This window comes from Bacillus sp. FSL R5-0709, assembly GCF_038004785.1.
Classification (GTDB): Bacteria; Bacillota; Bacilli; order Bacillales; family Bacillaceae_G; genus Bacillus_A; species Bacillus_A mycoides.
This window is the reverse complement of the sequence record NZ_JBBORT010000001.1, coordinates 3,824,115-3,848,961: the sequence shown is the minus strand read 5'-3', so window position 1 is coordinate 3,848,961 and position 24,847 is coordinate 3,824,115. Positions and strand designations below refer to the sequence as shown.

The following is a 24,847-nucleotide window of genomic DNA, read 5'->3' as shown; positions in this document are numbered from 1 at the left end:
CTCCCTAATTGAAAGTAAGCATTTCCGTTTACTCGGAAATACCTATAACAAAAAGCACAAAGGCATAGAAAAATAAGCCTTCCTTTTTGTTCTTAACACCTCATCATCATCCGTGAGTCTATCAGTGTTGTTAAAATAGGCAGGTATCCTGACTTATGCTTCATATAATTTCTTTCACCTTCCCGTTTTCACAGTGGCACAAAAAAGAAATCTCAGCATTTACAGTGGCGGGACCGTGTTGGAGTTTCACCAAACTTCCCTTTTAAACACGAAGTGAAATATTCGTGTACCTATTTTCCTTTTGAAAGGAATTTAACAAGCGATATGATATTGAAACAAATTCTAACACAATTTTCGGAATTTTGTCCACTGTTTTAAAATAAGAAAATTCTAAAGTTTTTCATTTCTTTTTATTCGGAAAATTAAGTTTTTTAATGTTTATTTATTATTAAAATGAGGGTGTTTTGAGTTGCGAGGAATAATTATAGTGTTAAGTTTTTCTAGAAGAGGAGGCACCTCTTTTAGAAAAACTTAATCATTATCTACACCTATTTCTGAAAGACGACCTGCAGTTGCATCTTGTAAGAGCGTGTTTAGCCAACGTAATTCAACATTAATATGCTCAATGACGCTTTGTAGAATATATAGTTGAGCACGAGGAACTAGTTGTTTATTATGATCGTGTATCGTTTGCATTGTATGTAAATAGAGCATTGTATCATCTCTCTTTTTTTTCAAAATAGGAACTAGAGCTTGTTCGTCGCTAAAGTGAGCGAAAGAGAGCGCTGAATAAATAGGTTTATATATTTGGTTTTTCGCTTCAAATTGTTTTAATAATAAGGTGTGGAAAAGGGCTTTTCCTTCCTCTGTTATATGGAAGATTGTTTTATCTGGTCTATTCGTATCTCTAACAATATTGGTAATGCTAATCGCACCTTGTTTTTCTAATTGCTCGAAGGCGTAGTATAGCGATCCCTTGGCATATTTAATATAACAATCCATTTGTCTTTCTTTCATTATGTGCTGCACTTCATAGGGATGTTTATCTCCTTCGAGTAACAAGCCGAGAATGACTAACTTCATGCTCATGCTGTCTCAACTCCTGTATATAGAAACTTTATATATATTATAAACGGTATATCCTCTTTCATAAAGGGATATACCGTTTCGTTTTTCTATATTAGCTTACTTGTTTTTGTTTTTGCTTTGTTTTTGGTCCTGTTAAAAGACGTTCATTTCCCATAAGTAAAATACAAATTATACTTAGCGTAGCTGGGATAAGTGCCCAGAAAAATGTATTAGCAATAGATGTTGCAAGAGCCTCTTTAATTCCGCTCAGTACTTCAGGAGGTAGCTTTTCAGTAGCATTTGGTGATAATAAAAAGCTTGTGTCTCCACCTTTAGGAGCCATTTTTTCTAGTTCAGGAGGGAAGACTGCTTTTAATTTATCAGTGAAAACATGATTTTGAATCGTACCGAAAATCGTGACGCCAAGGGTCATTCCAAGTGAACGGAAGAATGAGTTCGTGGATGTAGCAGAACCGCGATCTCTCATTTCTAATTTGTGGATAGATGCCATACTTAAAACTGAGAAGGAGAATCCAACTCCAAGTCCAGCAAGCACCATAAACATTGTTACGAGTGTACGAGGTGTTTCCATAGTTAAAGTACTTAGTAAATAAATACCAAGAACGAAGAAAACTCCAGATACTGTCATGATGTTACGATAACTTGTTCGTGAAGCTAATTGTCCACCAGTTTGACTTCCGATTACAGATCCTACCATCATAGGTGTCAAAATTAACCCAGCATTTGAGGCTGAACCACCGAGAACACCTTGAACGAAGATTGGAATATAAACTGTACAGATGATAAAAGCTGCGCCATAGAAAAAGGCAACACCTTGGCTAGCTGCAAATAAAGGTTTTTTAAATAAATGGAAAGAAATAATAGGCTCGGTTGCGTTTCTTTCTACGAAGAAGAAAATAATAAGCAGAATAACAACAGTTGAAAATAAACCAATAATCACATTAGAGTCCCATGCATATTCTTTACCACCAAGTTCTAAAGCAAACATTAAGCAAACGATACTAATGACAAGCGTAATAGCACCAGCCCAGTCAATTTTTTGTTTTCGATATTCTAGAGACTCGCTATAGTATTTAGTAATGAAGAAGAAGGAAATAAGTCCTAACGGAATATTAATATAGAAGACCCAGTGCCAACTTATATAATCTGTAATGTAAGCACCTAATAAAGGTCCGAAAACACTAGATGTTCCGAAAACAGCACCAAATAGTCCGGTCATTTTTCCTCGTTTTTCAGGCGGGAATATATCATACATAATTGTAAATGCGATAGGCATAAGAGCGCCGCCACCAATTCCTTGAATGGCTCTATAAATACTTAGTTGTTCAATACTTGATGCTGTCCCGCAAAGTGCAGAACCAAATAAGAAGAGAATTAATCCGCCAATAAAAAAGCGTTTCCGTCCGTACATATCAGACAGCTTACCGAAAATAGGCATTCCGGCCATTGTTGCTACCATGTAGGCGGATGTGACCCAAACGAATTTGTCGAACCCTCCTAAGTCTCCGACAATCGTTGCCATCGCAGTTGCGACGATTGTGTTATCCATTGCTGCCATTAGAATACCAAGTAGTAAACCAGCAACAACAAATTTTGTTTTACTTGAATCGTTTTTTGATAGTTGTGCTTCCAAAAGTAGCCCTCCTTTAATAAAAATTAAACTAACTTAAGTTTTTTAGTACAATGCATAAAAAAACTTTATGTACAGTTTGTATAGTTCCTCTTCATTTTATAAAAAATTGCACTGACATGATATAAAGGATGGAAATCATAAATTATATTATAGTCAAATTTGACTAAAAGGCAAATGTTTTCTACCGCCAAATTATTTTATCCCGCTTTAACTGCCCGTTAAAGCCCGATTGGTAAAAGCTAATAATCAGTGGGGGATGGACAAAACCCCCACTGATTAAAGTTTCACTTTATTATATTGACCAAAAGAGAGTAAGAATTTATTTTGTTATGTAGTCAAGGAAGGAAATTGTAAAAAAATATTTAATAAAGTATAACCTGTGTCAACCTATTAAAAATGGTTTTTTCTTTATATTGTCGAATAGGATAAAAGGAAAAGAAAAATTTAATATGATTTGTAACAAGCTAAATATTTTTTCTAAGTGTAGTTCATTGCATCGAGAGGCAGAATACAGTTGTATAGATGATATATCTGGAATGAGGTGAATATATTATGAAAATATGGAAACGAATTTCGGATCAAGGAAGGTATTCTATACCGTTACAGCCGGTTTTGTGGATTGATGGTTCTAAAAAGGACACGGAAGCATCCGATGTAGCAGTCACATTGCAAATCCGTAGTATGTATAAAGAAAAATTTTCGTATGAGATGATCTATGATGTTAATGACATACTAATTATTCGACTTGAAGTTGAAAATAAAGGCGTTGAAATGATTTCGCGAGTAGTTGTAAGTCATATGATTCGTGATTATTTCGCGTATATCCCAAACTCTTTAAAAGCAGATAAGGGAATAAGTGAGTTTTTATTTCAGCTTGTAAGGTGGCGAATCGATAATTTATCACCGAATGAAAAGGTAGAATTAATTTGTCAAATAAAAGCAAATAAAGATAAAGCTCCTCCCAATTCATTATTTCAGGCTACATATACATTTCAATATAAAGGTGTATCATATGGACCGCTACAAACAAATGAAGTGGTTGTCAGAAAATGATAAGAAGGAACCTGTGCGAAAGGTTCCTTCTTTAATGAAGATTGTGCTTCTTGAGTAATTTCTTTTGTTCCACTCCCTTTTTTCCAATATAGTTATTTTTGTATCCAAAATATAGAATGAATAGAAATGAAATAACATTTACTATAGCGTCAATTTGATCGTTTGTAATGAAGTTTATTCCGAAAGAGTTAAATAGTAATTTTAATGATAACAAAAAGCCAGCTAGTAAGCGCATAATATCTAATAGATTTTCTTTTTGAGGCATATAGGTCACTCCTTCCTAAAAACGATATATAGTATATATATGAAATAAAATAGAAAAGGTATACAAGCTTAAGTAGAAATGTACATTAAATATGTACATTTTTTATTTTATAGAAAAACATTATTGTTATAGAAACATATATTGGTATAAAAGGGGGAGAGTATGAAACATAAAGGGAAAATTAGTGGGTTATTACTTGGGAACACAGTTGCGGTTACAGAATGGATTGCACTTCAGGATGTAATTGCTGAGCTAGATTCGAGATCATTTTTAACCGTCTTTATTATTTATATATTGCAAATGATACTAAGCTATTATTTTGGACATTGGTACGATAAAAGAACGAATACGCGTGTAAATATTGAAGTAGGAGGAATGACGAATAACGATTTTGTCGTTGATTTTTTTGGAAAAGTAGCTGCTTTATCAGAAAGAGATTCTCGTAATATTACAGTGTATATTCTTTCCGTAAAAGAATGGGATGTATTAAAAGACACAGTGCAAGAAAAAAAGTTAGATGAGCTAGTCCAAAGAGTAGAACGTACAATTTTAAAGACAGTTCGAAAAGGCGATGTAGTTACGAGGTGGGATGAAAATAAATATGTTATCGTAGCTGTTGATAATGGCTATGAAAAGTCAACAATAACAAGTAGATTAATCAAAAATATTCAAAATGAAATAGCGAATGATTTATTAAGTGTCACACTATTATTTGGGGCTGCAAGTTATCCTATAGAAGGGAAAACTTTTGAAGATTTGTTTAGAAAGGCACAAAATCAATTGTATAATTATAGAAACTTGCAAAGTCATGAATGAAACTTTGATTTAAAGAAGTATGATATAAAGATTTTTTGTAACATTTTTTTTTCTTTTGTTACAAGAAAACTTTTTTTTGTAACAAAAGTCTTTAAAAATATATGAAATCAGCATATAATTGTGTGTGGATGTGTCAATGCATTTTGCACAATGTTTTCAGTTTAAAAGTGTAGAGGAAAACATGCTCTACACTTTTCCTTTTTAAGAAATTAAAAGAATCTTTGTAAGAGTTGCGAGGTCCCCTTTGCACTATGTAAAATGGACAAAGAGGTTATTTGATAGAAAGTGAGAAAGGGAATGATAGACGTGAGAGGTCAACGATCATCTTTTATCAGGTGAAACATTATAGTGTTTCTTGCAGTAGGTAAGATTAAGGAAAATACCTTTATGTTTTAAGACATTACATAATTTTAAGTACGAAAATTGTACAAGCAGTATAAATAATTATTGATGATCTTCGTAAAAAGATGCGAGCGTGAAATAGCTAACGAAGTTACATGTTTTTCATGGGATTTTTGGCACGATGGTCGTTTATTAATAGGGGGAAAAGATGTTGAAATATAATAAATTAGCAATTGTAACTGCATTATCAATGACTTTACTAGCTGGTTGTTTTGGCCCAAAACCAGAAGAGGAGCTATATGTTGCATTTGAAAATGCTGCCAAGCAAGAAAAAACAATGTTTGAAGATGCGAAAAAATTAGAGTCATTAGAGAAAGAGGGTCAAGTATTATATAATCAAATTGTCCAAGAAGGAAAAGATAATAATCAGGCTGTTAAGGATAAGCTTGATCAAGCGCTGAAAAATACAGCTGAACGAGAAAAAGTTCTTATTAAAGAAAAAGAGGCGTTAAATAAAGCGCAAGAAGAAGTGAAGTCAGCTGATAAGCATGTGAAGAAAATTGAAGATAATAAATTAAAAGAACAGGCTGATAAAGTAAAGAGTACTTATGAGAAACGACATGATTCATTCCAAAAGATGTACGATAGCTATAATAAATCTTTAAAGCAAGAAAAAGAATTATATACAATGCTACAAGATAAAGGTACAAAATTAAAAGATATTAGCGAGAAAGTAAAGGTAGTAAACCAAGCATATAAAGATATTGAGACAGAAAAAGATAAGTTTAATGAATATACGAAATCATATAATACAGAAAAAGTTGCATTCTATAAACAAGCTAATATTAAAATTAAGGAAGATAAAAAATAAAACAGTTTGGCCTAATATTAGGCCAAACTGTTTTATTTTTTTGTATAGGTACGGCTATACCATGGAACTGGTTCGCTTAATTTTTTTTCCTGTTTTAATGCTTCAGGACCAATATAATCTTGAAGTGTTTTTTTTGCTATTGTTAAAGATAAGGTTGTTTTCGGATTTCGATAGGAGGATTCAAGGTGACCAAGATGCGGTAGGGTGCGAAAATCATCTTTCGTAGGAGGGATATGGAAAAAATAATCACCTAAACGTATAAGAACATCGGATTGTTGTTGACTAAAACGTGGATTTCTAGAAAAATGTAATCCTTCTTTGATAGCCTTTTTTTCAGTAATTAAGCGTTCTAAAGCAGTCTTTTTTAACCAATATAAGTACTTAGGGTTAGTTGCAGCTTTAGCATGACGATTCACAACGAAAATAGATTGAGCTAGTCTATTAATAGAATGTTGATTATGCAATGGAGATTGTGGTTGTGAAGGTTTCATATTGACTCTCCTTTCAATTTTTCCTTATTATAGCATAAATAAAATGGGTTTTTATTATATGCAAAAAGTAATTGTATATATTTTCAATATTAAAGCAATATTGTTACAAAAAACAACTATTTTGTATAATAGTGATAGAATATGTTTCAGAAATTTGATAATGAAAGAGTGAGAAGTTTGAAAGAAATATTAAAATTACAATATGCCATTATAGATATTGGATCTAATACAATGCGTTTAGTTATTTATGAAAAGCAAAATGGAGGTTTTTATAAAGAAATTGAAAATACGAAAGTGGTTGCTCGGTTAAGAAATTATTTAATCGATGGTGTTTTGAATGAAGAAGGTAAAGAAGTATTGTTACAAACATTATTTCAATTTCAAGAAAGTACAAAATTCCATCAGTTGCATCATGTACTTTGTGTTGCAACGGCAACAATTAGACAGGCTGAGAATCAAGAGGAGATTAAAAAACTTGTTGAAGGACAAACAGACTTTACTCTTAGAGTATTATCAGAATATGAGGAAGCACGTTACGGCTATTTAGCAGTTATGAATTCTACTTCGTTTTTGGAAGGAATAACAGTAGATATTGGTGGCGGAAGTACGGAAGTTACATATATTAAAAATAGAGAGATTTTAGAGTACCATAGTTTTCCTTTTGGTGCGCTTTCTTTAAAACATCTATTTATTAAAGGTGATATTCCTACTAAAGATGAATTAGAGGAAATTCGAGAGTATTTAGAGTGTCAATTTCGAACGTTACCATGGTTAATTGATAAGAAATTGCCTCTTATTGCAATTGGTGGTAGTGCGAGAAACTTAGCGAAAATCCACCAAAATTTAACAAACTATCCTATAGCGGGAGTACATTTATACAAAATGAAAGAAGAAGATATTGAAAATGTAAAAGGTGCATTGGAAAAACAATCGTTTATCGAACTTCAGAAAATGGAAGGATTGGCAAAAGATCGAGCTGATACAATTATTCCAGCGGTTGAAGTATTTCATAAACTTGTAAATATTACAGAAGCAACGGCATTTGTATTAAGCAAAAAAGGATTAAGAGAAGGTGTTTTCTATGAAGAGTTGACGAAAGATTTAGGGATTTCATATTATCCGAATGTAGTTGAAGAAAGCTTACATTTGTTATCACACGAATATGAAATGGATATGGAATTTGTCATTCAACTTATTAAACATGGAAGATTGATTTGTAAACAACTCGAAGAAATGGGACTGATTTCTGTTTCAATAAAAGACTGGGAAGCATTCCATCAAGCAGCGAAAGTATTTAATATTGGAAAATATATAGACGAAGAAGCGAGTCGTTTACACACGTTTTATTTATTGGCAAATAAAACAATTGACGGCATGATGCATAAAGATCGAGTGAGGTTAGCGCTTATTGCATCTTATAAATCAAAAATGCTATTTAAACAACATTTATCTCCATTTGAAGGTTGGTTTGATAAAAGCGAACAAAAAAAAATCCGCCTATTAGGCGCTGTTTTACAATTTTCAGCTGCTTTAAATGTAAGACAAAGATCGCTTGTTGATACGATATCCATAACAGAAAATAAAGAAGGATTAACGTTTAGAATTTTATGTGAGCAATCGGCATTAGCAGAAAAAGTACAAGCTGAAAAACAAAAAAAGCAGCTAGAAAGAGTATTGAAAACAAATATTCACTTATCATTCGAATCAAAACGTTAAGTTGTACGGATGTCTTTACAGAAAATTAACACTTTGGAATATTGTAATTTGATAAAATGAAAGTAACTAAATTATAGTGAAAAAGTTTCAAAGGGAAGTGTGAAGAGAATGGAATTGCTAAAGGGGAATTTAGTAAATTTAAATGATACAGCGTATTATAATAATCGTGAATTAAGCTGGCTAGCATTTAATGAACGTGTATTACAAGAAGCGCAAGATGAAAATAATCCACTATTAGAAAGACTAAAGTTTATTAGTATTTTTAGTTCGAATTTAGATGAATTTTTTATGGTGCGCGTAGCAGGTTTGAAAGATCAAGTAAGTGCGGGATTTAATCAGCCAGAAAATAAAGCAGGTTTAACACCAAAGAAACAGTTAAATAAGATTGCGATAAAATCGCATGAGTTAATGACTGTGCAGTATGAAACGTTTAAAAATTATGTATTGCCAGCGCTTGAACTAGAGGGGATTGAGCGTTTAACATTCCATGATTTGACGAAAGAGCAAAGGGAATTTATCGAGGAGTATTTTGATGAACAAATATTTCCGGTTTTAACCCCTGTATCTATTGATGCGTATCGTCCATTTCCAATGTTATTAAATAAAAGTTTGAATTTAGCTACTATTTTATATGATGAGCAACAGGCTGAGGAAGAAAATCGTACGAAGTTAGGAATTGTACAAGTGCCTTCATTACTGGAGCGTTTCATATTTTTACCGAGTGAAGGGCAAAAACATAAATTTATTTTATTAGAAGATGTAATTAGTGGTTTTACTCATAAACTATTCACAGGATATAACGTATCACCTGTTACTCGTTTCCGTATTACACGTAATGCGGATTTAACGATCCATGAAGAAGGTGCACGCGATTTATTAAAAGTAATTGAAAAAGAATTGAAAAAGCGTAAGTGGGGAGCTGCCGTTCGTTTAGAAGTTGGTAAAGAACACATTGATGAAAGAGTGTTAGCGTTATTGTATGATGTGTTAGAAGTAAAAGATGAAGATGTGTACATGATGGATGGACCGTTAGATTTAACATGTTTATTCTCCTTATATAAAAAATTAGCGCCTTTATATGAACATCTAGTATATCCGGCTCTTATTCCTCAACCTCCTCAAGATTTAGGTGATGAGGAAGATGTATTTGAAAAAGCGATAGAACATGATATTTTATTACACCATCCCTTTGAGTCGTTTCAGCCAGTCGTTGATTTTGTCCGTGATGCGGCAGATGACTCGAATGTACTTGCGATCAAACAAACATTATATCGTGTAAGTGGAGATTCGCCAATAATTCAGGCGCTGAAGGTAGCAGCTGAAAAAGGAAAACAAGTGACGGTATTGGTTGAGTTAAAGGCAAGGTTTGATGAAGAGAATAATGTTCATTGGGCTAAAGAATTGGAACAGGCCGGATGTCACGTTATTTACGGAGTAAGTCACTTGAAAACGCATAGTAAAATTACGTTAGTTGTAAGAAGAAGAAACGGAAAAATTGAAAGGTTTGTACATCTTGGAACCGGAAATTATAATGATGCAACAGCGAAGTTGTATACCGATTTTGGATATATTACATCGCGAAAAGACTTTGGTGTAGATGCAACAAATTTCTTTAATTATTTGAGTGGTTATACAAAAAAACCGCATTTTCATCATTTATCTGTTGCCCCGTTTGATATAAGAGAGCAGTTTATGGAGTTAATAGATGAGGAAATCCGTTATCATAGACAATATGGAAATGGATATATTATCGCTAAAATGAATTCGTTAACAGATAAACCATTAATAAAAAAAATGTATGAAGCATCACAAGCTGGGGTAAGGGTAGAGCTCATCGTTAGAGGGACATGTTGTTTAAGACCTGGGATTCCGAATGTAAGTGAAAATATTCGTGTAGTTAGTGTTGTTGGAAGATATTTAGAACATAGTCGTATTTATTATTTCCATCATAATGGAGATGAAAAAATATATTTATCTTCAGCTGATTTGATGACGCGAAATATGGAAAAACGAGTAGAAATATCCTTCCCAATTTTAGATATTGAAATGAAAGCGAGAATAAAGGCAATTTTACAGCTGGTTTTAGCTGATAATGTGAAAACACGTGAACAAAATAAAGATGGTGACTATTATTATATAATTAATAGTAGTATAGAAGAAATTGATAGCCAAGTGAATTTATTTAAGATGGCGTATCAAAATACAGACGCTGAATAGTGTGAAAAAAGTAAAAACCTCTTATTGAATTTAAGAGGTTTTTACTTTTTTTCTCTACTCATATATTCTCAAAATGGAAGGATGAGTAGAGAGAATAGTTTTTATTATAGGCGTGTGATGAGTTGGTTCGTTGAGAGAAAAACATTAGAAGAATGGTTGGTTTAAATTAATAATAGTATGGTTGTTGACAAGGCCCTCCGTAACAAGGAAAAGGTGCTGGTGGTGGGAAAGGCGGTGGATAAGGCGGATAAAACGGTCTAGGCCCGAAAGCTAATGCTCCACCGAGCAATCCTCCAGCAATTCCAGCTAGAAATGGAACACCGAAAAATGGAAAGAAGCGTGAGTCGCCTGCTGGGCCAAAAGGTGCTGAACGAACTGGGATCGGTTGATAATATGGATACATGAACAAACCTCCTTTACTGGACTCATTTTTATCATATGGTGGACCAAGCGTGGATGAGCGCGTACAAGGAAGGATATGTAAGGAAATAGGCGAATTGTTACGAATGTTGTAGGATGAAGAGTGTAATTTCAGGTTTTGACATAAAGCGGAATGGGACACGTGTTCTTCCAATACCTCGATTGACATAGAGAGTCAAACCTTGAATGTTATAGAAACTTTCAATATATTCTTTTGCAAGCGACGGGGTAATAATAGCACCTAAAAAAGGAATTTGTACTTGTCCGCCATGGCTATGACCAGAAAGTTGAAGATTGATTGGATATGTAGCGATTTGTGGCGCGATATCTGGTTCGTGAACGAGAACAATTGTATAAATATTTTGTTTTGCATGTTGTAAAGTTTCCGCTATTTTTGGTTTACCCAGTAGCATATCATCGAGTCCGAAAATAGAAATTTCACTATTATCCAGTAAACGAATTCGCTTTTCGCTATTTTGCAAAAGTTCAAATCCAGATTCGCGCATGATGTGATCATAGTATTCAGTTCCATATCCGCCATGGTCGTGGTTACCATAAATAGAAAATTTACCGAAGGGTGCCTGTATATTCTTTAAAATGGATGCAACAAAAGAAGCCTCGGTATATGTTTGGTAATCATCAATGAGGTCACCAGTAAAAAGGACAATATCTGGCTTTTCAGCATTAATCTTGGAAACGATTTGAGATAAATGTTGGAGAGAGAAATAGTATCCTAGATGTAAATCGCTAAATTGAAGGATCTTCATACCATGAAAACCTTTTGGTATGAGCGGTGATTTAAGTGTGTGTTGCGTAAAAGAAAGCAAATAGGGCTCTATATATTTAGCATAATAATAGCCGATGCTTGCGGTTATAAATGAATATAGACAAGTGCGTATTCCAGATTTTAAAAAATTTCTTCTTGTAATTTTCTTCATATACAGGTTACTCGAACCTCCCTTCAGTTTTTTTAAAATATATTTTAAATACTAAAAAAGTAGTATAGATTACGAAAAAAATGAACGAAAAGAAACCTCTTTACGTTAAAATATCAGAAAAATTGAAAAATATAAAGATTTCTATCAAATAAAGTGATAAAATGAATATGTATTCATTTTTTGGAGGGGATGTATGTGAAAGAGAAGGTAGTTATTATAACAGGTGGATCAAGTGGAATGGGAAAAGGGATGGCGATACGTTTTGCGAAAGAAGGGGCACGTGTTGTTATTACAGGGCGTACAAAAGAAAAGCTAGAAGAAGCAAAGTTAGAAATTGAACAGTTTCCAGGGCAAGTATTATCTGTACAAATGGATGTACGAAATACTGATGATATTCAAAAAATGATTGAACATATTGATGAGAAGTTTGGACGAATTGATATTTTAATAAATAATGCAGCTGGAAACTTTATTTGTCCAGCAGAGGACTTATCTGTGAATGGCTGGAATTCGGTAATTAATATTGTATTAAATGGTACATTTTATTGCAGTCAGGCTATTGGGAAATATTGGATTGAAAAAGGTATAAAAGGAAATATTATTAACATGGTGGCAACATATGCATGGGATGCAGGCCCAGGGGTTATCCATTCGGCAGCAGCTAAAGCTGGTGTACTAGCGATGACAAAAACTCTTGCTGTTGAGTGGGGACGTAAATATGGAATACGAGTTAACGCTATCGCACCAGGACCAATTGAGCGTACAGGTGGTGCCGATAAATTATGGATTTCAGAAGAAATGGCTAAGCGTACATTGCAAAGTGTTCCACTTGGTAGAATGGGTACACCAGAAGAAATTGCGGGTCTAGCTTATTATTTATGTTCAGATGAAGCTGCATACATAAATGGAACTTGTATGACAATGGATGGTGGCCAGCATTTGCATCAATATCCATTTTAAAAGGAAAGAAAAATGAATGATTCATTAATTTTTCTTTGGTGAAATGTGACGAAGTTGTGACACGTGAGAGAAATGTGTTTACAAAGGGGAATATATAGGTTATATTTAAGACCTCTTTTTTCTTCATAGTAGAATTGCTAATTCCCCTTAGCATTTTACCCCTCTAATCCCTTCAGGAAAACTGAAGGGATTTTTTATTATTTTTCCGTAAATATCGTGTTATAATTTTTGAAAAGTAAAGGGAGGGAAGCACGTTGATAGATGCATTAGATGTAATGAGTAACTTGGATAAAGTCCTTCCTTATTATCAAGCTATTTTTAGTGCTGATGAGCATACAGTAATTGGATATGAAGTTGTAGGACGTATTCAAACAGAAGAGGGCATACAAAGTTTAGCATCTTTCTTCCATGATGATTCTATTCCGAGTGAGTTCCAACTTGAAGCGGATAACATCATCGTAGAAAAAGCGTTAAATAGGTATTTAGAAACGGATCAAAAATTATTATTATTTATACATCGGAATGCTAATGTATTAATGAATGATGAAGATGAAAGTTTACTTCAACTTTTGCTGATGTATGAAGAACAAGGTTTGAACTTACAACGCATTGTTCTGGAAATAACAGAACATGAATGTAAAGAAGATATAGAACAATTTAATCATTTACTCATGTATTATCGTACATATGGTATTCAAATTTCGATTAATAAAGTCGGAACGGGTACAAGTAATTTAGAGCGTATTAGCGTGTTAGCACCGGATATTTTAAAAGTAGATTTAACAAATTTAAGGCAAACTGCACTTTTACAATCTTATCAAGATATTTTATATTCCTTATCTTTACTTGCTAGAAGAATTGGTGCAACATTGTTATATGAAGAAATAGATGCTTTTTATCAACTACAATATGCTTGGAAAAACGGTGGTAGATATTATCAAGGGAATTATTTGAAAGAGTGCTTACCTGATTTTATTGAAACGAACGTTTTGAAAGAACGACTTGGTAATGAGTGTCATCAATTTATTCAACATGAGAAGAAGAAATTACAAAAAATTTATAATTTAACAGAACTGTTACGTGATCGAATTGGTGATGTTCTAGCTAAACAGAAAAAGAATGAAGATATAAATGATTGGTTATTACAATTTAGCCAAAGTGTATCACAGTGTAGTTTCCGCATATTTATTTGTAACGAAGATGGTTTCCAACAATCAGGAAACGTTATGAAAAAAGATGGGGAATGGATTGTGATGCCTGAGTATTATATGAAGAACTGGAGTTGGCGTCCGTATTTTCTAGAAAATATTATGAAAATGCGTTTTGAGAATAAGGCAAGACTTTCAGATTTATATGCTGATATTGAAACCGGTGAGATGGTACGGACATTTTCCTTCCCAATTGATGATGAAAACTTTTTATTTATAGATTTATCGTATGAATATTTATATGAAGAAGATGTTTTATTTTAATGCACGAAGAGATTCGTGCATTTTTTGTTTGTTTTTATCATAAATTGGTAATAGTGAAAATGGTGATGAAAATGCTGTCTATCGTTGTAAAGATTTTACGAACGAAATCATCCCTTTCTTTGCATAATCATTGTTACAATGAATACTACAAAGACAAGCTCTTTTAAAAGGAAGGTGAAAAAATGAAGAAATATGGAATATGGTTTGTTCTATTTATATGTGTTGCCTTTCTAGTTGGCTATAGTGTCACAACTGTTTTAGGAAAAGAAGAAGTGAAAGTGGATCGGAAAGAAGTGTTTACAACGATACAAAAAGGTTATGAGACGCAATTTTCAATCCGCGGGAAGCAAATACCTACGAATAAGATGATAGAGACGTTATCACCATATTTTACAAATAATTTCCTTCAAGTTTTTACAGATGAAAACAGTAGAAATGAAAAACAAAGTGGTGAATATTTACTTCCAGCAAAAGAAGCTCCATTTTCTTTTAATTCAGAAACAAAAATGTCTTATGATGAAGAACATAAAAATTTATATGTCTATGAGCGGACAAAGAGTGGACAATATCAAATTGTGACATTGCAAAAGGATAATGGAAAATGGAAATTAGCAGGGTATCATGAAAGTCAGGAACTGTTGACTGAAATAAAAAGGTTACAACAATTATGAGAATAGGAATAGGTGTCGCCTATTCCTATTCTATACCGAGTAGCTGTTGTAATTTTTCAATTTGAAAACCTGCCACAACTTCTTCGTCAATTACAACTGTTGGAGTTGAATAGGATTCATAGTCATATAAAAGACGATTGCGTGCAGCAGCGTCTTTTTTTATGTCAAATTCTTCATATACAACGTTATTATGTTTTAAAAATTCTTTTACAATGGTACAAGGCGGACAATCAGGTTGTGTATAAACCTCAATTTTTTTCATTGTAATTCCTCCCTTTTTCTGTTGTTTATTATATTCTGCCAGTATAAAAAGCGCAATAAAGAAGTAAAAAGATGCTCTTTCATCTTTTTACTTCTTATTTCGACAAATTTTAGTTGAGTTTCTTGCCAAGAACCTTTATCCTAGATTGTGGAACGTTTTTTCTGTTATGACGGATAGAATGAGTATAGCTGTAAAACCTATTGGTAGGAAGATCAGAGAAAGGAGAGATTTCATGTCTCTACTCCAAGGAATTTTAACTCGACTTGTTAGTCTACAAGAACAAGCTGAAAGCGGTGAAGTAGCACAACGCTATTTTGAAGTGAACGGTGAGCGCAAATGTAGCGTGAAATTTTTCGATAAAAGTGAAATGTATGAGTTAGAAGTGTATCAACAAGGTGAAAAACCTCAAGTGTATCAATTCGATAACATCGATATGGTTGCAATTGAGATTTACGATATCATTTCTTGATACATATAAAAAAGGTACTGCCAAATGGCGGTACCTTTTTTAGTTATATTAATTAATGGGCTATATAGGTAGTAGAAGTTTCAATTTAAGTCGCGATTAAATAAAAGAGTTTTTATAAATGTATATGTATAGGAATTTTTCATTTTTCCTACAATGATAGTAAATATTAATAGGAGGTGCAAAGGATGGAACGCTTACCGATTGTTATTTGTCCTAATTGTCACAGTCATGCTGAAATTAATCACGTATTAACCGCCCAATCTAATCAAAATGTAATATATACATGTAGGTTTTGTAATTATGTAATTCGAAATATTGAAACGAATAAAGGGTAGTAAGTTATAATTTTTGTTTTTGTCCCATACAATGAGAATACGAAAAGTCTGTCTAATTGAAAGGACGTGACTATGTGGACGGTGAGCATACATTTTATAATGTTTCAGAGAGACATTTGAATTTTGATATGGTATTTAACCGTATTTGTAGTTTCATTGAAAAGGATCCGCGAAATTTATATCGATTATCTATTGGGACAGACTCACAAGCGCATCAAAAGGATACGAGGTTTATTACAGCGATACATATTCATCGTGTTGGAAAAGGAGCATGGGGATGTTTGCATCATAAATCAGTGAAAAATAAGCCAGCAACGTTGCGAGAGAAAATATATTTAGAAACACAGTTTAGTCAAGAAATCGCCTATCTATTTACTCCCAATCATATACAAGCGATATGGGATTTATTGCACCCATACGCTCAAGATGGAGCAGGATTCATAATGGAGATTCATTTAGATATCGGGAATGATGGTTTAACAAAAGAATTTATTTTAGATATGACGATGAAAATTCAAGCAATGGGATTAACAGCAAAAATTAAACCAGATGCTTATGCGGCATTTAGTTACGCAAACAGATATACAAAATAATGTGAAATGATGTCTATATATTCGCAGTCGTTAAGTATTTCTAACAAAAACTGAATATTACATCTGTTAAATAGACTGAAAAATTTATATAATGAGAGTGATGATGCGAGTGCAAGGAGAGGAGCATATGGAAAAGGAATTTGTTTTAACAAGAGAAGAAGAAAATTTATTGTTGGATATTCTGTTTCAGCAAAATTACGCGAGCGAAATTTTAGCGGTGGAGCTTACAGACATTGAGAATGGTTTAAAACAGATAGATGTGACGCAATATAAAAAAATCACAAGATTGTTTTACCGATTAAAAAATAAAGGGTATTAAGCACTACCGGAATGGTAGTCTTTTTTTAATGTTATATGCTAAAATAGTTATGTATTTTTATTAGAAGAATGTCAGGACAAAATAATAATATGAAAACGCTATCATAAAATGTGAATAGGACCGGAGAATATTAGCAGGAAAAAGGGAAAATGGGGGATGTAACATGATTAGTATTCCGAAAGACGAGTTTCAACAAATTCTTGTGAAGGATTTAATGATTTCATCAGATAAAGTAGCACATGTACAAATAGGGAATGGTCTAGAACATGCTTTACTCGTTCTTGTGAAATCTGGATATTCGGCGATTCCTGTTTTAGACCCTATGTATAAATTACATGGGTTAATTAGTACTGCTATGATTTTAGATGGTATTTTAGGATTAGAGCGCATTGAGTTTGAAAGACTTGAGAATATGAAAGTGGAACAAGTGATGAAGGAAGAGATTCCAGTTCTTATGTTAGAAGATTCTTTTGCAAAAGCTTTAGAAATGACAATTGATCATCCTTTTATTTGCGCTGTCAATGAAGAAGGTTACTTCGAGGGTATTTTAACACGGCGGGCTATTTTAAAATTGTTGAATAAAAAAGTGAGACAGCATAATCGATAACGTAGGGAAAGTGACTTCACAGAAAAGGCGAAGTCACTTTTTTTCGTGCATATCAGTTGTGTATGTATTATATTTAAAAAGACATAAAGCATAAGAAAAGTTTGAACTAACAAACCGTTCTAATGTATAAAAGTATGCAATTAAATTAAGGATGAAATACTTATTAAAATTAGGTGTATGGAAGCTAAGGAAAGAGGGAGAAAGTTGCAAATTGATGATTTTCAAATGATGGTTGTGTTAGCTCAGGAATCAAATATGAGAAAAGCGGCGGAACGTTTATTTGTTTCCCAACCTGCGCTTAGTCAACGATTACAATCTATGGAGAAACAATGGGGAATGAAATTTTTTATTCGTTCACAAAAAGGATTAACAATTACACCTGAAGGGGAAAAAGTTGCAAATTATGCAAAAGAAATGTTACAACGGGAAGAGGGTATTAAAAGTGAACTGGCTCTTTTTAGAACCGAAACATACGGTACGTTAAAAATAGCTGTTGCATCAGTCATTGGGCAATATTGGCTTCCACCTGTTTTGAAAAAATTTGTGCATAAGTATCCTTCTGTGAAGATATCTCTGTTTACTGGCTGGAGTAGTGAAGTGCAAAAGCAATTTTATGAAGGAGACGTTCATGTTGCTATACTGAGAGGATCACAAGAATACAAAGGGCAGAAACAACAATTATTTGAAGATGAATTATATTTAGTTGATAAAGAAATAAAAGATATTTCGATGTTAAAAGAGACAAATAGACCATTTATTCAATTTAAAAGTGATTCGACCTACTATGGACAAATACAAAATTGGTGGTATGGATTATTTTCAAATCCACCTAAGCGAACGATTGTAGTTGACCAAATTGAAACGTGCAAACAGCTTGTTTTAAATGGAATAGGTTATGCTCTTTTACCTTCGACTGTTTTAAAAGAAGTGCAGGAAAATATGTATAAAACACCTGTTCAATTAACGAGAGAAACATGGTTATTGACGAGTGACTCGGCAAGGCAGTTGAAGCAAGTACAAGCATTTTTAGAAATTATAGAAGAAATTCAAATGGGAAAATAAGATTATTGTCTTGCTACTCGCTCTATCGTTTGGTAGAGTAACATTATAAATGGATTTAGGAGGCAACAAGAATGAAAATGATGGACGCTAACGAAATTATTTCGTTTATTCAAAACAGTGAAAAGAAAACTCCTGTAAAGGTATACATAAAAGGGGATTTAAAAGAGGTAACATTCCCTGAAACAGTACAAGCATTTGTAAATAAAAAATCTGGTGTATTATTCGGAGAATGGTCTGAAATTAAGACAATTCTTGATGAAAATAGCAAGCACATTGTTGACTATGTAGTTGAGAATGACCGTCGTAATTCTGCAATTCCAATGCTTGATTTAAAAGGTATTAAAGCTCGTATTGAGCCAGGCGCGATTATTCGTGACCATGTAGAAATTGGTGACAACGCTGTTATCATGATGAATGCAACAATTAACATCGGTGCTGTAATTGGTGAAGGTACTATGATCGACATGAACGCAGTGCTTGGTGGACGTGCAACAGTTGGTAAGAACTGTCATGTAGGTGCAGGTGCTGTACTTGCCGGTGTTATTGAGCCACCTTCTGCAAAACCAGTTATCGTTGAAGATGATGTTGTAATTGGTGCAAATGTAGTTGTTCTAGAAGGCGTTACAGTAGGTAAAGGTGCAGTTGTAGCAGCAGGAGCTGTTGTAACAGAAGATGTGCCTCCATATACAGTTGTTGCGGGAACTCCGGCACGTGTAATTAAAGAAATTGATGAGAAGACAAAAGCAAAAACTGAAATTAAACAAGAGCTTCGTCAATTAAACCCAGAGAAATAAAAAATAAAAAGCGTAAGAGCATGAATGTGCTCTTACGCTTTTTATAGATAGAGGTGCAAAAATGACAGTAAGCAAATTTGTCCAAGTTCGTAGAGATTTACATAAAATTCCGGAGATTGGATTTAAAGAGTGGAAAACACAACAGTATATTTTAGATTATATAGGAACGCTTCCTAATGAATATTTGGAAGTGAAAACATGGAAAACAGGTGTAATTGTTAAAGTAAATGGAAAAAATCCAGAAAAAATAATAGGTTATCGTGCAGATATAGACGGTCTACCAATTACAGAGGAAACTGGATATGAATTCTCTTCTGTCCATGAAGGAATGATGCATGCATGTGGACATGATTTGCATGCAACAATCGGTTTAGGACTTCTAACAGCGGCTGTAAGCGAAAGAATAGATGATGATCTTGTGTTTATATTCCAACCAGCTGAAGAAGGTCCAGGTGGTGCACTTCCTATGTTAGAAAGCGATGAGTTAAAAGAATGGAAGCCTAATATGATTCTTGGACTTCATATTGCGCCTGAATACTCTGTGGGAACAATCGCGACAAAAGAAGGTTTATTATTTGCGAATACATCAGAGCTATACGTTGATTTAAAAGGAAAAGGTGGACATGCTGCATATCCGCATACAGCAAATGATATGATTGTTGCAGCGAGTCATCTCGTTACACAACTTCAATCAGTTATTAGTCGTAATGTGAACCCTCTTGACAGTGCGGTAATTACAATTGGGAAAATTACAGGTGGTACAGTTCAAAACATTATCGCAGAAAAGTCTCGTTTAGAAGGAACAATTCGAACGCTATCAGTGGAATCAATGAAACGTGTTAAAAGCCGAATTGAGGCAATTGTTGCGGGAATAGAAGCTTCTTTTCAATGTGAAGCTGTTATTGACTACGGAGCGATGTATCATCAAGTGTATAACCATGAGGAGCTAACGAGAGAGTTTATGCAATTTACACGTGAACAAACGACTATGGACGTAATTACGTGTACGGAGGCAATGACAGGTGAAGACTTTGGTTATATGCTTCGAGAGATACCTGGATTTATGTTTTGGCTTGGAGTAAATTCAGAATATGGTTTACATCATGCGAAATTAAAACCAGACGAAGAGGTTATTGAGAAAGCAATTGTATTTTTAAATCAATATGTGAAGTGGAAGGGAAATAGAAAGTGAACTTACTCGCTAATTGTGCAATAGTTTAGAGTGGGGACTTCTTAGTTCAGAGACGAAAACATCTTTCGTATTCGTTAGTGTTAGACATCTTCATACAAATGAGTAAAGTTAAATTTGACGTCTTAATAATGAGCAGGGGGTTTTTAGCCACTGCTCATTATTAATTATTGCTAATAGGGAAGATAATTATTTAACTACCCTATATATGTTTACTTTTAGTATGAAAAGTGTGTAAAATCAATGTGATACATAGAAAAAAGGGTGGGGAATTACGTGCAAATTAGCAGTGCGATTTTATGTTTCGTCTTATATGCATATGTTATTATTGCGGCGGTTTATTTTGGGATAAGTTTTTACGCCTATCGTTTAGCAAATAATAGTGAATATGAAGAAACATACAAATGGGTGAAAAGATATTTGTCACCTGTACTAGAAATTATGAATGGATTTGTTCTTTTTTTATTTATTGGATTAATTGCTTTCTCAACGAGTTTAGTAGGGAATAAGACTACGTTATTTGTACTAGGTATCATTATTTTTATGCTATTAGGAATTCGGATTGGTAATACGGTGTTTTGGAACGAAAGGAAAATAGATGGTTGGACAGGGATGTTTATTCCATGTATGTTAGCTGCAATTGTGACGAATATAGAACATGAATATTATCAATTACATTTTTGGCTTATCATTGTTTTAACAATCCTCTCTGTTTTGTATATAAGTACTGTCGTGCTAACATACATCGCAAATGAAAAAGGAGATGCAAAAGGTGCGCACTTCTTTAGAGGGCGTGCATTATTATGGAGTGTGCCGACGATGGCAGTTATAGGAATTATTGCGATATTAGTAAATGGATATCAATTTACTAATTGGCAATTGTTTTTAGAAACTTGGTGGATCTTCATTGTTTCGCTTGTAGCTTTTTTAGGCGCAACACATTATTTATTCCATCAACATCATTACATATTGGCACTGTTATTCGCATTTACACAACTGTTATTTGCTTTTTTCGGACAAGAAACGCTATTGTTCGTTTTTGAAACATTTAGTTCATTTGGAAATATATTTGTATTTGGTATGTTAATTTTCGGTATCGCGTTTTATTTACAACAGTATTTTTATATGCAAAAACAAAAATAAGAAGTATATACAGGTTTTTGTAGCGAATTTAAAGTATGTTACAATAAAAGTACATAGTATTTGATGTTATTGGAGGAATTCCTGTGGGCGAAAAAGAGAAAGAATTTGCTGTTATTGGGCTTGGCCGTTTTGGTGGAAGTATTTGCCGTGAATTAGCTCAATTAGGTATGGAAGTAATGGCAATTGACTCAGATGAGGATAAAATTAATGAGTTTGCAAATATAGCTTCGCATGCTGTAATTGCAGATTCAACAGATGAGATGGTATTAAAAAGTCTTGGTATTCGTAATTTTGATCATGTAGTCGTTGCTATTGGAGATAATTTGAATTCAAGTATTTTAACAACGTTAATTTTGAAAGAATTAGGTGTGAAAAATATTACTGTAAAAGCTCAAAATGACTATCATGAAAAAGTGTTAAGTAAAATAGGGGCAGATCATATTGTGCATCCAGAACGAGATATGGGAAAAAGGATTGCTAATAATATCGCATCAAGTAATGTGTTAGATTATCTAGAGCTTTCAGATGAGCATAGTATTGTAGAGATTATCGCAAATAAAAAAATTGATGGGCACTCTTTAATTGAATTAGATATTCGTGCGAAGTTTGGTTTGAACATTGTAGCAATTAAACGTGGAAAAGAAGTTATCGTATCTCCTCGAGCTACAGAAAATGTTCAGGCGGGAGATATATTAATTGTAATTGGTCATGACGATGAAGTAGATCGTTTTAAGCATTTTTTAAGATAAGAGAAAAGGACAATGCCGAGGAGGCATTGTCCTTTTTCTTATATTTCCATAATGATTGGTAAAATCATTGGACGACGTTTCGTTTTTTCGTATAGGAATGGTGCTAATGTGTCTGTAATCTCATTTTTAATTTCAGACCATTGTGTTGTTTTTCGCTCCATTACTTTTTCTAAATGTGTTGTAATTAATGTTTGAGCATCGTTGATTAAATCGCTGCTTTCACGCATATAAACGAAACCACGCGAGATGATATCAGGTCCTGCTGCAACTTTAAATTCTTTCATATCAATGCTTACAACTACAATAACAAGTCCTTCTTCAGAAAGAATGCGACGATCACGTAATACGATATTACCGATATCTCCAATACCATTTCCATCGATATAGACAGAGCCAGATGGGATTTTCCCAGCTACGCTTGCTTCATCAGAACGTAAAGCAAGAACATCTCCATTATCCATAATGAAACAATTTTCTTCTGGAATACCACAATCATTCGCTAATTTCATATGCATACGTTGCATACGATATTCACCATGAATTGGCATGAAATATTTCGGCTTAATAAGACGTAGCATTAACTTTTGTTCTTCTTGTCCACCGTGTCCACTCGTATGAATATTTGAGAGTTTACCATGGATTACATCAGCACCAGCGCGGTACAACATGTTAATTGTACGACTTACACTAATTGTATTGCCTGGGATTGGTGAAGAAGAGAAAACAACTGTATCGCCAGGGATAATTTGAATTTGACGATGTGTACCATTGGCAATACGTGAAAGTGCTGCCATCGGTTCCCCTTGACTACCTGTACATAACATAACAACTTTATTAGCTGGTAGGCGGTTTAGCTGAGCTGTGTCTATGAATGTATCCTTTGGACACCGGATATAACCAAGGTTTTGTCCGATTTCAATAGCCGCTTCCATACTTCGACCGAATACAGCTACTTTACGATTGTTTTCAACAGCAGCCTCAACAACTTGTTGTAAGCGATGGATATTCGATGCAAAGGTTGCGAATATAATACGACCGTCTACTTTGCGGAATATATCTTGAATACTATCACCAACGCGGCGCTCAGACATCGTAAAGTTTGGCACTTCACTGTTTGTACTATCAGATAAGAGACAAAGTACACCGTCTTTTCCGATTTCGGCCATTTTTGTTAAATCTGCTGGCTCACCTACTGGTGTGAAATCAAATTTGAAATCACCTGTATGAACGACTTGTCCTTGAGGTGTTTTCACAACAACTCCGTATGAATCCGGAATACTGTGAGTTGTACGGAAGAAGGAAACAGATGTCTTTTTAAATTTAATAACATCATCTTCTTGAATTTCATAAAGTTTTGCTTTACGAAGTAATCCGTGCTCTTCTAATTTGTTTTTTATTAGGGCAATTGCTAATTTTCCACCGTAAATTGGAATGTTTACTTGACGTAATAGATAAGGAATTCCACCGATATGATCTTCGTGACCATGTGTAATGAATAACCCTTTAATTTTATCTTCGTTTCGCACAAAATAAGTGTAATCTGGTATTACATAATCGATCCCGAGGAGTTCGTCTTCTGGAAATTTAATTCCAGCATCAATTATAATAATTTCATCTTGAAATTGAACAGCATATGTATTTTTACCGATTTCACCAAGACCACCGAGTGCAAAAACGGCAGCTTGATCATTTTTTAGGAATTTCATATGACTATACGATCTCCGCTAATATTAAATCAGCGTTTTGTTTTTCATATTCAAGATGAGCACCAGTAACAGACTGAACGAACTCGATATTATATGCGAACTTATTTAATTTTTTACGAACATCCTTTTGAGACGTAGCCTCTAAATATAAAACTTTTGTATTTTCACGTACTGGGACCTCAGTTAATTTTTCTTGATAAAATACTTTAAAAATCATTGGGAAAACCTCTCCTTGTCTATGTTTTGCATTATCTGTTACTTATTATAAAGCAAACAGTCACGATTTTCATGTTTTTTCGAATGAGAATGAAGAAAAAGCCCGAAATGGGCACAATTTAAGCGATTGTCTTCTTACGGACTAAATCGTTTAAATAACGCTTGAGCTTTTTCTTCAGCTTCTTCAGCATGATTACTCCTTCCTTTCCTTATTTAAAACATGCATATTACTAATGATAACTCTGTCTCCCATACAAGAAAGAAGATTAGAAGTGAATAGTGAATCTTGTTCTTTTTAGTATAGTGTAAGTTATCTTGTAGTAACGATTAGTAGCCGTTAGTTATAGATATAGTATGAGGAAGAATAGAAAAGAAAATTCATCCGAACAAGTATCCACATTTTTTCACTAATAGTATATGCACATTTCATAAATAAGGTCAGAAAGTGA

The 24,847-nt window shown here is 33.7% G+C and carries 27 protein-coding genes and 1 riboswitch; of the genes, 18 read left to right on the top strand and 9 right to left on the bottom strand.

Going from position 1 to position 24,847, the window contains the following annotated elements; genetic code table 11:
- Positions 1-121: 121 nt before the first annotated feature.
- Positions 122-309, bottom strand: a riboswitch (cobalamin riboswitch).
- A 222-nt stretch (positions 310-531) separates the two neighbouring features.
- Both MKX37_RS19525 and MKX37_RS19520 read right to left on the bottom strand, forming a co-directional pair.
- Positions 532-1,089, bottom strand: coding sequence for a PadR family transcriptional regulator (locus tag MKX37_RS19525; protein WP_078203120.1), 558 nt, complete (start codon positions 1,087-1,089; stop codon positions 532-534).
- Between the two features lie 91 nt (positions 1,090-1,180).
- Positions 1,181-2,722: an MDR family MFS transporter gene (locus MKX37_RS19520; RefSeq protein WP_002014821.1), complete on the bottom strand. Its 1,542-nt coding sequence runs from the start codon at positions 2,720-2,722 to the stop codon at positions 1,181-1,183.
- Positions 2,723-3,274: 552 nt separating this feature from the next.
- Between MKX37_RS19520 and MKX37_RS19515 the strand changes: the two genes are divergently transcribed.
- Entirely contained in the window at positions 3,275-3,775 is a 501-nt protein-coding gene (locus MKX37_RS19515) for a hypothetical protein (protein ID WP_002033821.1), read from the top strand.
- A gap of 31 nt (positions 3,776-3,806) precedes the next feature.
- On the opposite strand, the gene MKX37_RS19510 is transcribed toward MKX37_RS19515, so the two are convergent.
- A complete protein-coding gene (locus MKX37_RS19510) occupies positions 3,807-4,040 on the bottom strand; it encodes a phage holin (RefSeq protein ID WP_002014824.1) in 234 nt (77 codons plus the stop codon).
- 162 nt (positions 4,041-4,202) lie between these two features.
- On the opposite strand from MKX37_RS19510, the gene MKX37_RS19505 reads away from it, so the two are divergent.
- The gene (locus MKX37_RS19505; RefSeq protein ID WP_078206271.1) at positions 4,203-4,856 is read left to right on the top strand and encodes a diguanylate cyclase domain-containing protein; all 654 of its coding nucleotides are present in this window, start codon (positions 4,203-4,205) and stop codon (positions 4,854-4,856) included.
- Between the two features lie 550 nt (positions 4,857-5,406).
- Positions 5,407-6,069 carry a YkyA family protein gene (locus tag MKX37_RS19500; protein ID WP_050000350.1) on the top strand — a complete coding sequence of 221 codons (663 nt, stop codon included), beginning with the start codon at positions 5,407-5,409 and terminating at the stop codon, positions 6,067-6,069.
- Positions 6,070-6,101: 32 nt separating this feature from the next.
- Here the strand turns inward: MKX37_RS19500 and MKX37_RS19495 are convergent, their stop codons facing one another.
- Positions 6,102-6,560, bottom strand: a complete 459-nt coding sequence (locus tag MKX37_RS19495; RefSeq protein WP_002014827.1) for a YkyB family protein — start codon at positions 6,558-6,560, stop codon at positions 6,102-6,104.
- A 141-nt stretch (positions 6,561-6,701) separates the two neighbouring features.
- Between MKX37_RS19495 and MKX37_RS19490 the strand changes: the two genes are divergently transcribed.
- Both MKX37_RS19490 and MKX37_RS19485 read left to right on the top strand, forming a co-directional pair.
- On the top strand, positions 6,702-8,276 hold the full coding sequence (locus MKX37_RS19490) for a Ppx/GppA family phosphatase (RefSeq protein ID WP_078421720.1): 1,575 nt from the start codon (positions 6,702-6,704) through the stop codon (positions 8,274-8,276).
- A 108-nt stretch (positions 8,277-8,384) separates the two neighbouring features.
- Positions 8,385-10,493: a polyphosphate kinase gene (locus MKX37_RS19485; protein WP_002014829.1), complete on the top strand. Its 2,109-nt coding sequence runs from the start codon at positions 8,385-8,387 to the stop codon at positions 10,491-10,493.
- Between the two features lie 166 nt (positions 10,494-10,659).
- Here MKX37_RS19485 and MKX37_RS19480 read toward each other — a convergent pair whose 3' ends face one another.
- Positions 10,660-10,896: a hypothetical protein gene (locus tag MKX37_RS19480; RefSeq protein WP_002014830.1), complete on the bottom strand. Its 237-nt coding sequence runs from the start codon at positions 10,894-10,896 to the stop codon at positions 10,660-10,662.
- A gap of 97 nt (positions 10,897-10,993) precedes the next feature.
- Positions 10,994-11,851: a metallophosphoesterase gene (locus tag MKX37_RS19475; protein ID WP_078421719.1), complete on the bottom strand. Its 858-nt coding sequence runs from the start codon at positions 11,849-11,851 to the stop codon at positions 10,994-10,996.
- A 195-nt stretch (positions 11,852-12,046) separates the two neighbouring features.
- Between MKX37_RS19475 and fadH the strand changes: the two genes are divergently transcribed.
- The 3 genes from fadH (at position 12,047) to MKX37_RS19460 (ending at position 14,954) form a co-directional block, all read left to right on the top strand.
- Positions 12,047-12,811 (top strand): 2,4-dienoyl-CoA reductase, encoded by a 765-nt coding sequence (gene fadH / locus MKX37_RS19470; protein WP_002128892.1) that lies wholly within the window; start codon positions 12,047-12,049, stop codon positions 12,809-12,811.
- Between the two features lie 254 nt (positions 12,812-13,065).
- A complete protein-coding gene (locus MKX37_RS19465) occupies positions 13,066-14,283 on the top strand; it encodes an EAL domain-containing protein (RefSeq protein ID WP_003191087.1) in 1,218 nt (405 codons plus the stop codon).
- Positions 14,284-14,465: 182 nt separating this feature from the next.
- Positions 14,466-14,954 carry a DUF3993 domain-containing protein gene (locus tag MKX37_RS19460; protein ID WP_002128890.1) on the top strand — a complete coding sequence of 163 codons (489 nt, stop codon included), beginning with the start codon at positions 14,466-14,468 and terminating at the stop codon, positions 14,952-14,954.
- 25 nt (positions 14,955-14,979) lie between these two features.
- Here the strand turns inward: MKX37_RS19460 and MKX37_RS19455 are convergent, their stop codons facing one another.
- On the bottom strand, positions 14,980-15,216 hold the full coding sequence (locus MKX37_RS19455; RefSeq protein ID WP_002014835.1) for a glutaredoxin domain-containing protein: 237 nt from the start codon (positions 15,214-15,216) through the stop codon (positions 14,980-14,982).
- Between the two features lie 232 nt (positions 15,217-15,448).
- Between MKX37_RS19455 and MKX37_RS19450 the strand changes: the two genes are divergently transcribed.
- The 10 genes from MKX37_RS19450 (at position 15,449) to MKX37_RS19405 (ending at position 22,476) form a co-directional block, all read left to right on the top strand.
- The gene (locus MKX37_RS19450; RefSeq protein ID WP_000055151.1) at positions 15,449-15,685 is read left to right on the top strand and encodes a YkuJ family protein; all 237 of its coding nucleotides are present in this window, start codon (positions 15,449-15,451) and stop codon (positions 15,683-15,685) included.
- A gap of 185 nt (positions 15,686-15,870) precedes the next feature.
- A complete protein-coding gene (locus MKX37_RS19445) occupies positions 15,871-16,020 on the top strand; it encodes a hypothetical protein (RefSeq protein WP_002033828.1) in 150 nt (49 codons plus the stop codon).
- A 74-nt stretch (positions 16,021-16,094) separates the two neighbouring features.
- Positions 16,095-16,613 carry a ribonuclease H-like YkuK family protein gene (locus tag MKX37_RS19440; RefSeq protein ID WP_002033829.1) on the top strand — a complete coding sequence of 173 codons (519 nt, stop codon included), beginning with the start codon at positions 16,095-16,097 and terminating at the stop codon, positions 16,611-16,613.
- A 127-nt stretch (positions 16,614-16,740) separates the two neighbouring features.
- On the top strand, positions 16,741-16,932 hold the full coding sequence (gene abbA / locus MKX37_RS19435; protein WP_033708000.1) for an antirepressor AbbA: 192 nt from the start codon (positions 16,741-16,743) through the stop codon (positions 16,930-16,932).
- 163 nt (positions 16,933-17,095) lie between these two features.
- A complete protein-coding gene (gene cbpB, locus MKX37_RS19430; protein WP_002066926.1) occupies positions 17,096-17,539 on the top strand; it encodes a cyclic-di-AMP-binding protein CbpB in 444 nt (147 codons plus the stop codon).
- A gap of 177 nt (positions 17,540-17,716) precedes the next feature.
- On the top strand, positions 17,717-18,601 hold the full coding sequence (locus MKX37_RS19425) for a LysR family transcriptional regulator (RefSeq protein ID WP_003191095.1): 885 nt from the start codon (positions 17,717-17,719) through the stop codon (positions 18,599-18,601).
- A 71-nt stretch (positions 18,602-18,672) separates the two neighbouring features.
- Entirely contained in the window at positions 18,673-19,395 is a 723-nt protein-coding gene (gene dapD / locus MKX37_RS19420; protein WP_002128886.1) for a 2,3,4,5-tetrahydropyridine-2,6-dicarboxylate N-acetyltransferase, read from the top strand.
- Between the two features lie 61 nt (positions 19,396-19,456).
- Positions 19,457-20,587: an N-acetyldiaminopimelate deacetylase gene (locus tag MKX37_RS19415; protein ID WP_002033831.1), complete on the top strand. Its 1,131-nt coding sequence runs from the start codon at positions 19,457-19,459 to the stop codon at positions 20,585-20,587.
- A 273-nt stretch (positions 20,588-20,860) separates the two neighbouring features.
- Positions 20,861-21,727, top strand: a complete 867-nt coding sequence (locus MKX37_RS19410) for a hypothetical protein (protein ID WP_002014843.1) — start codon at positions 20,861-20,863, stop codon at positions 21,725-21,727.
- Positions 21,728-21,810: 83 nt separating this feature from the next.
- On the top strand, positions 21,811-22,476 hold the full coding sequence (locus MKX37_RS19405) for a potassium channel family protein (protein WP_000504033.1): 666 nt from the start codon (positions 21,811-21,813) through the stop codon (positions 22,474-22,476).
- A gap of 38 nt (positions 22,477-22,514) precedes the next feature.
- Here the strand turns inward: MKX37_RS19405 and rnjA are convergent, their stop codons facing one another.
- The gene (rnjA, locus tag MKX37_RS19400; RefSeq protein ID WP_002033834.1) at positions 22,515-24,182 is read right to left on the bottom strand and encodes a ribonuclease J1; all 1,668 of its coding nucleotides are present in this window, start codon (positions 24,180-24,182) and stop codon (positions 22,515-22,517) included.
- 4 nt (positions 24,183-24,186) lie between these two features.
- Positions 24,187-24,399 (bottom strand): DNA-dependent RNA polymerase subunit epsilon, encoded by a 213-nt coding sequence (locus MKX37_RS19395; RefSeq protein ID WP_000576436.1) that lies wholly within the window; start codon positions 24,397-24,399, stop codon positions 24,187-24,189.
- Between the last annotated feature and the right edge of the window lie 448 nt (positions 24,400-24,847).

Coding starts and splice junctions, on each gene's coding strand:
- MKX37_RS19525 (WP_078203120.1), bottom strand. CDS start 1,089: ATGAGCATGAAGTTAGTCATTCTCGGCTTGTTACTCGAAGGAGATAAA.
- MKX37_RS19515 (WP_002033821.1), top strand. CDS start 3,275: ATGAAAATATGGAAACGAATTTCGGATCAAGGAAGGTATTCTATACCG.
- MKX37_RS19510 (WP_002014824.1), bottom strand. CDS start 4,040: ATGCCTCAAAAAGAAAATCTATTAGATATTATGCGCTTACTAGCTGGC.
- MKX37_RS19505 (WP_078206271.1), top strand. CDS start 4,203: ATGAAACATAAAGGGAAAATTAGTGGGTTATTACTTGGGAACACAGTT.
- MKX37_RS19500 (WP_050000350.1), top strand. CDS start 5,407: ATGTTGAAATATAATAAATTAGCAATTGTAACTGCATTATCAATGACT.
- MKX37_RS19495 (WP_002014827.1), bottom strand. CDS start 6,560: ATGAAACCTTCACAACCACAATCTCCATTGCATAATCAACATTCTATT.
- MKX37_RS19490 (WP_078421720.1), top strand. CDS start 6,702: ATGTTTCAGAAATTTGATAATGAAAGAGTGAGAAGTTTGAAAGAAATA.
- MKX37_RS19485 (WP_002014829.1), top strand. CDS start 8,385: ATGGAATTGCTAAAGGGGAATTTAGTAAATTTAAATGATACAGCGTAT.
- MKX37_RS19480 (WP_002014830.1), bottom strand. CDS start 10,896: ATGTATCCATATTATCAACCGATCCCAGTTCGTTCAGCACCTTTTGGC.
- MKX37_RS19475 (WP_078421719.1), bottom strand. CDS start 11,851: ATGAAGAAAATTACAAGAAGAAATTTTTTAAAATCTGGAATACGCACT.
- MKX37_RS19460 (WP_002128890.1), top strand. CDS start 14,466: ATGAAGAAATATGGAATATGGTTTGTTCTATTTATATGTGTTGCCTTT.
- MKX37_RS19455 (WP_002014835.1), bottom strand. CDS start 15,216: ATGAAAAAAATTGAGGTTTATACACAACCTGATTGTCCGCCTTGTACC.
- MKX37_RS19450 (WP_000055151.1), top strand. CDS start 15,449: ATGTCTCTACTCCAAGGAATTTTAACTCGACTTGTTAGTCTACAAGAA.
- MKX37_RS19445 (WP_002033828.1), top strand. CDS start 15,871: ATGGAACGCTTACCGATTGTTATTTGTCCTAATTGTCACAGTCATGCT.
- abbA (WP_033708000.1), top strand. CDS start 16,741: ATGGAAAAGGAATTTGTTTTAACAAGAGAAGAAGAAAATTTATTGTTG.
- cbpB (WP_002066926.1), top strand. CDS start 17,096: ATGATTAGTATTCCGAAAGACGAGTTTCAACAAATTCTTGTGAAGGAT.
- MKX37_RS19425 (WP_003191095.1), top strand. CDS start 17,717: ATGGAAGCTAAGGAAAGAGGGAGAAAGTTGCAAATTGATGATTTTCAA.
- dapD (WP_002128886.1), top strand. CDS start 18,673: ATGAAAATGATGGACGCTAACGAAATTATTTCGTTTATTCAAAACAGT.
- MKX37_RS19415 (WP_002033831.1), top strand. CDS start 19,457: ATGACAGTAAGCAAATTTGTCCAAGTTCGTAGAGATTTACATAAAATT.
- rnjA (WP_002033834.1), bottom strand. CDS start 24,182: ATGAAATTCCTAAAAAATGATCAAGCTGCCGTTTTTGCACTCGGTGGT.
- MKX37_RS19395 (WP_000576436.1), bottom strand. CDS start 24,399: ATGATTTTTAAAGTATTTTATCAAGAAAAATTAACTGAGGTCCCAGTA.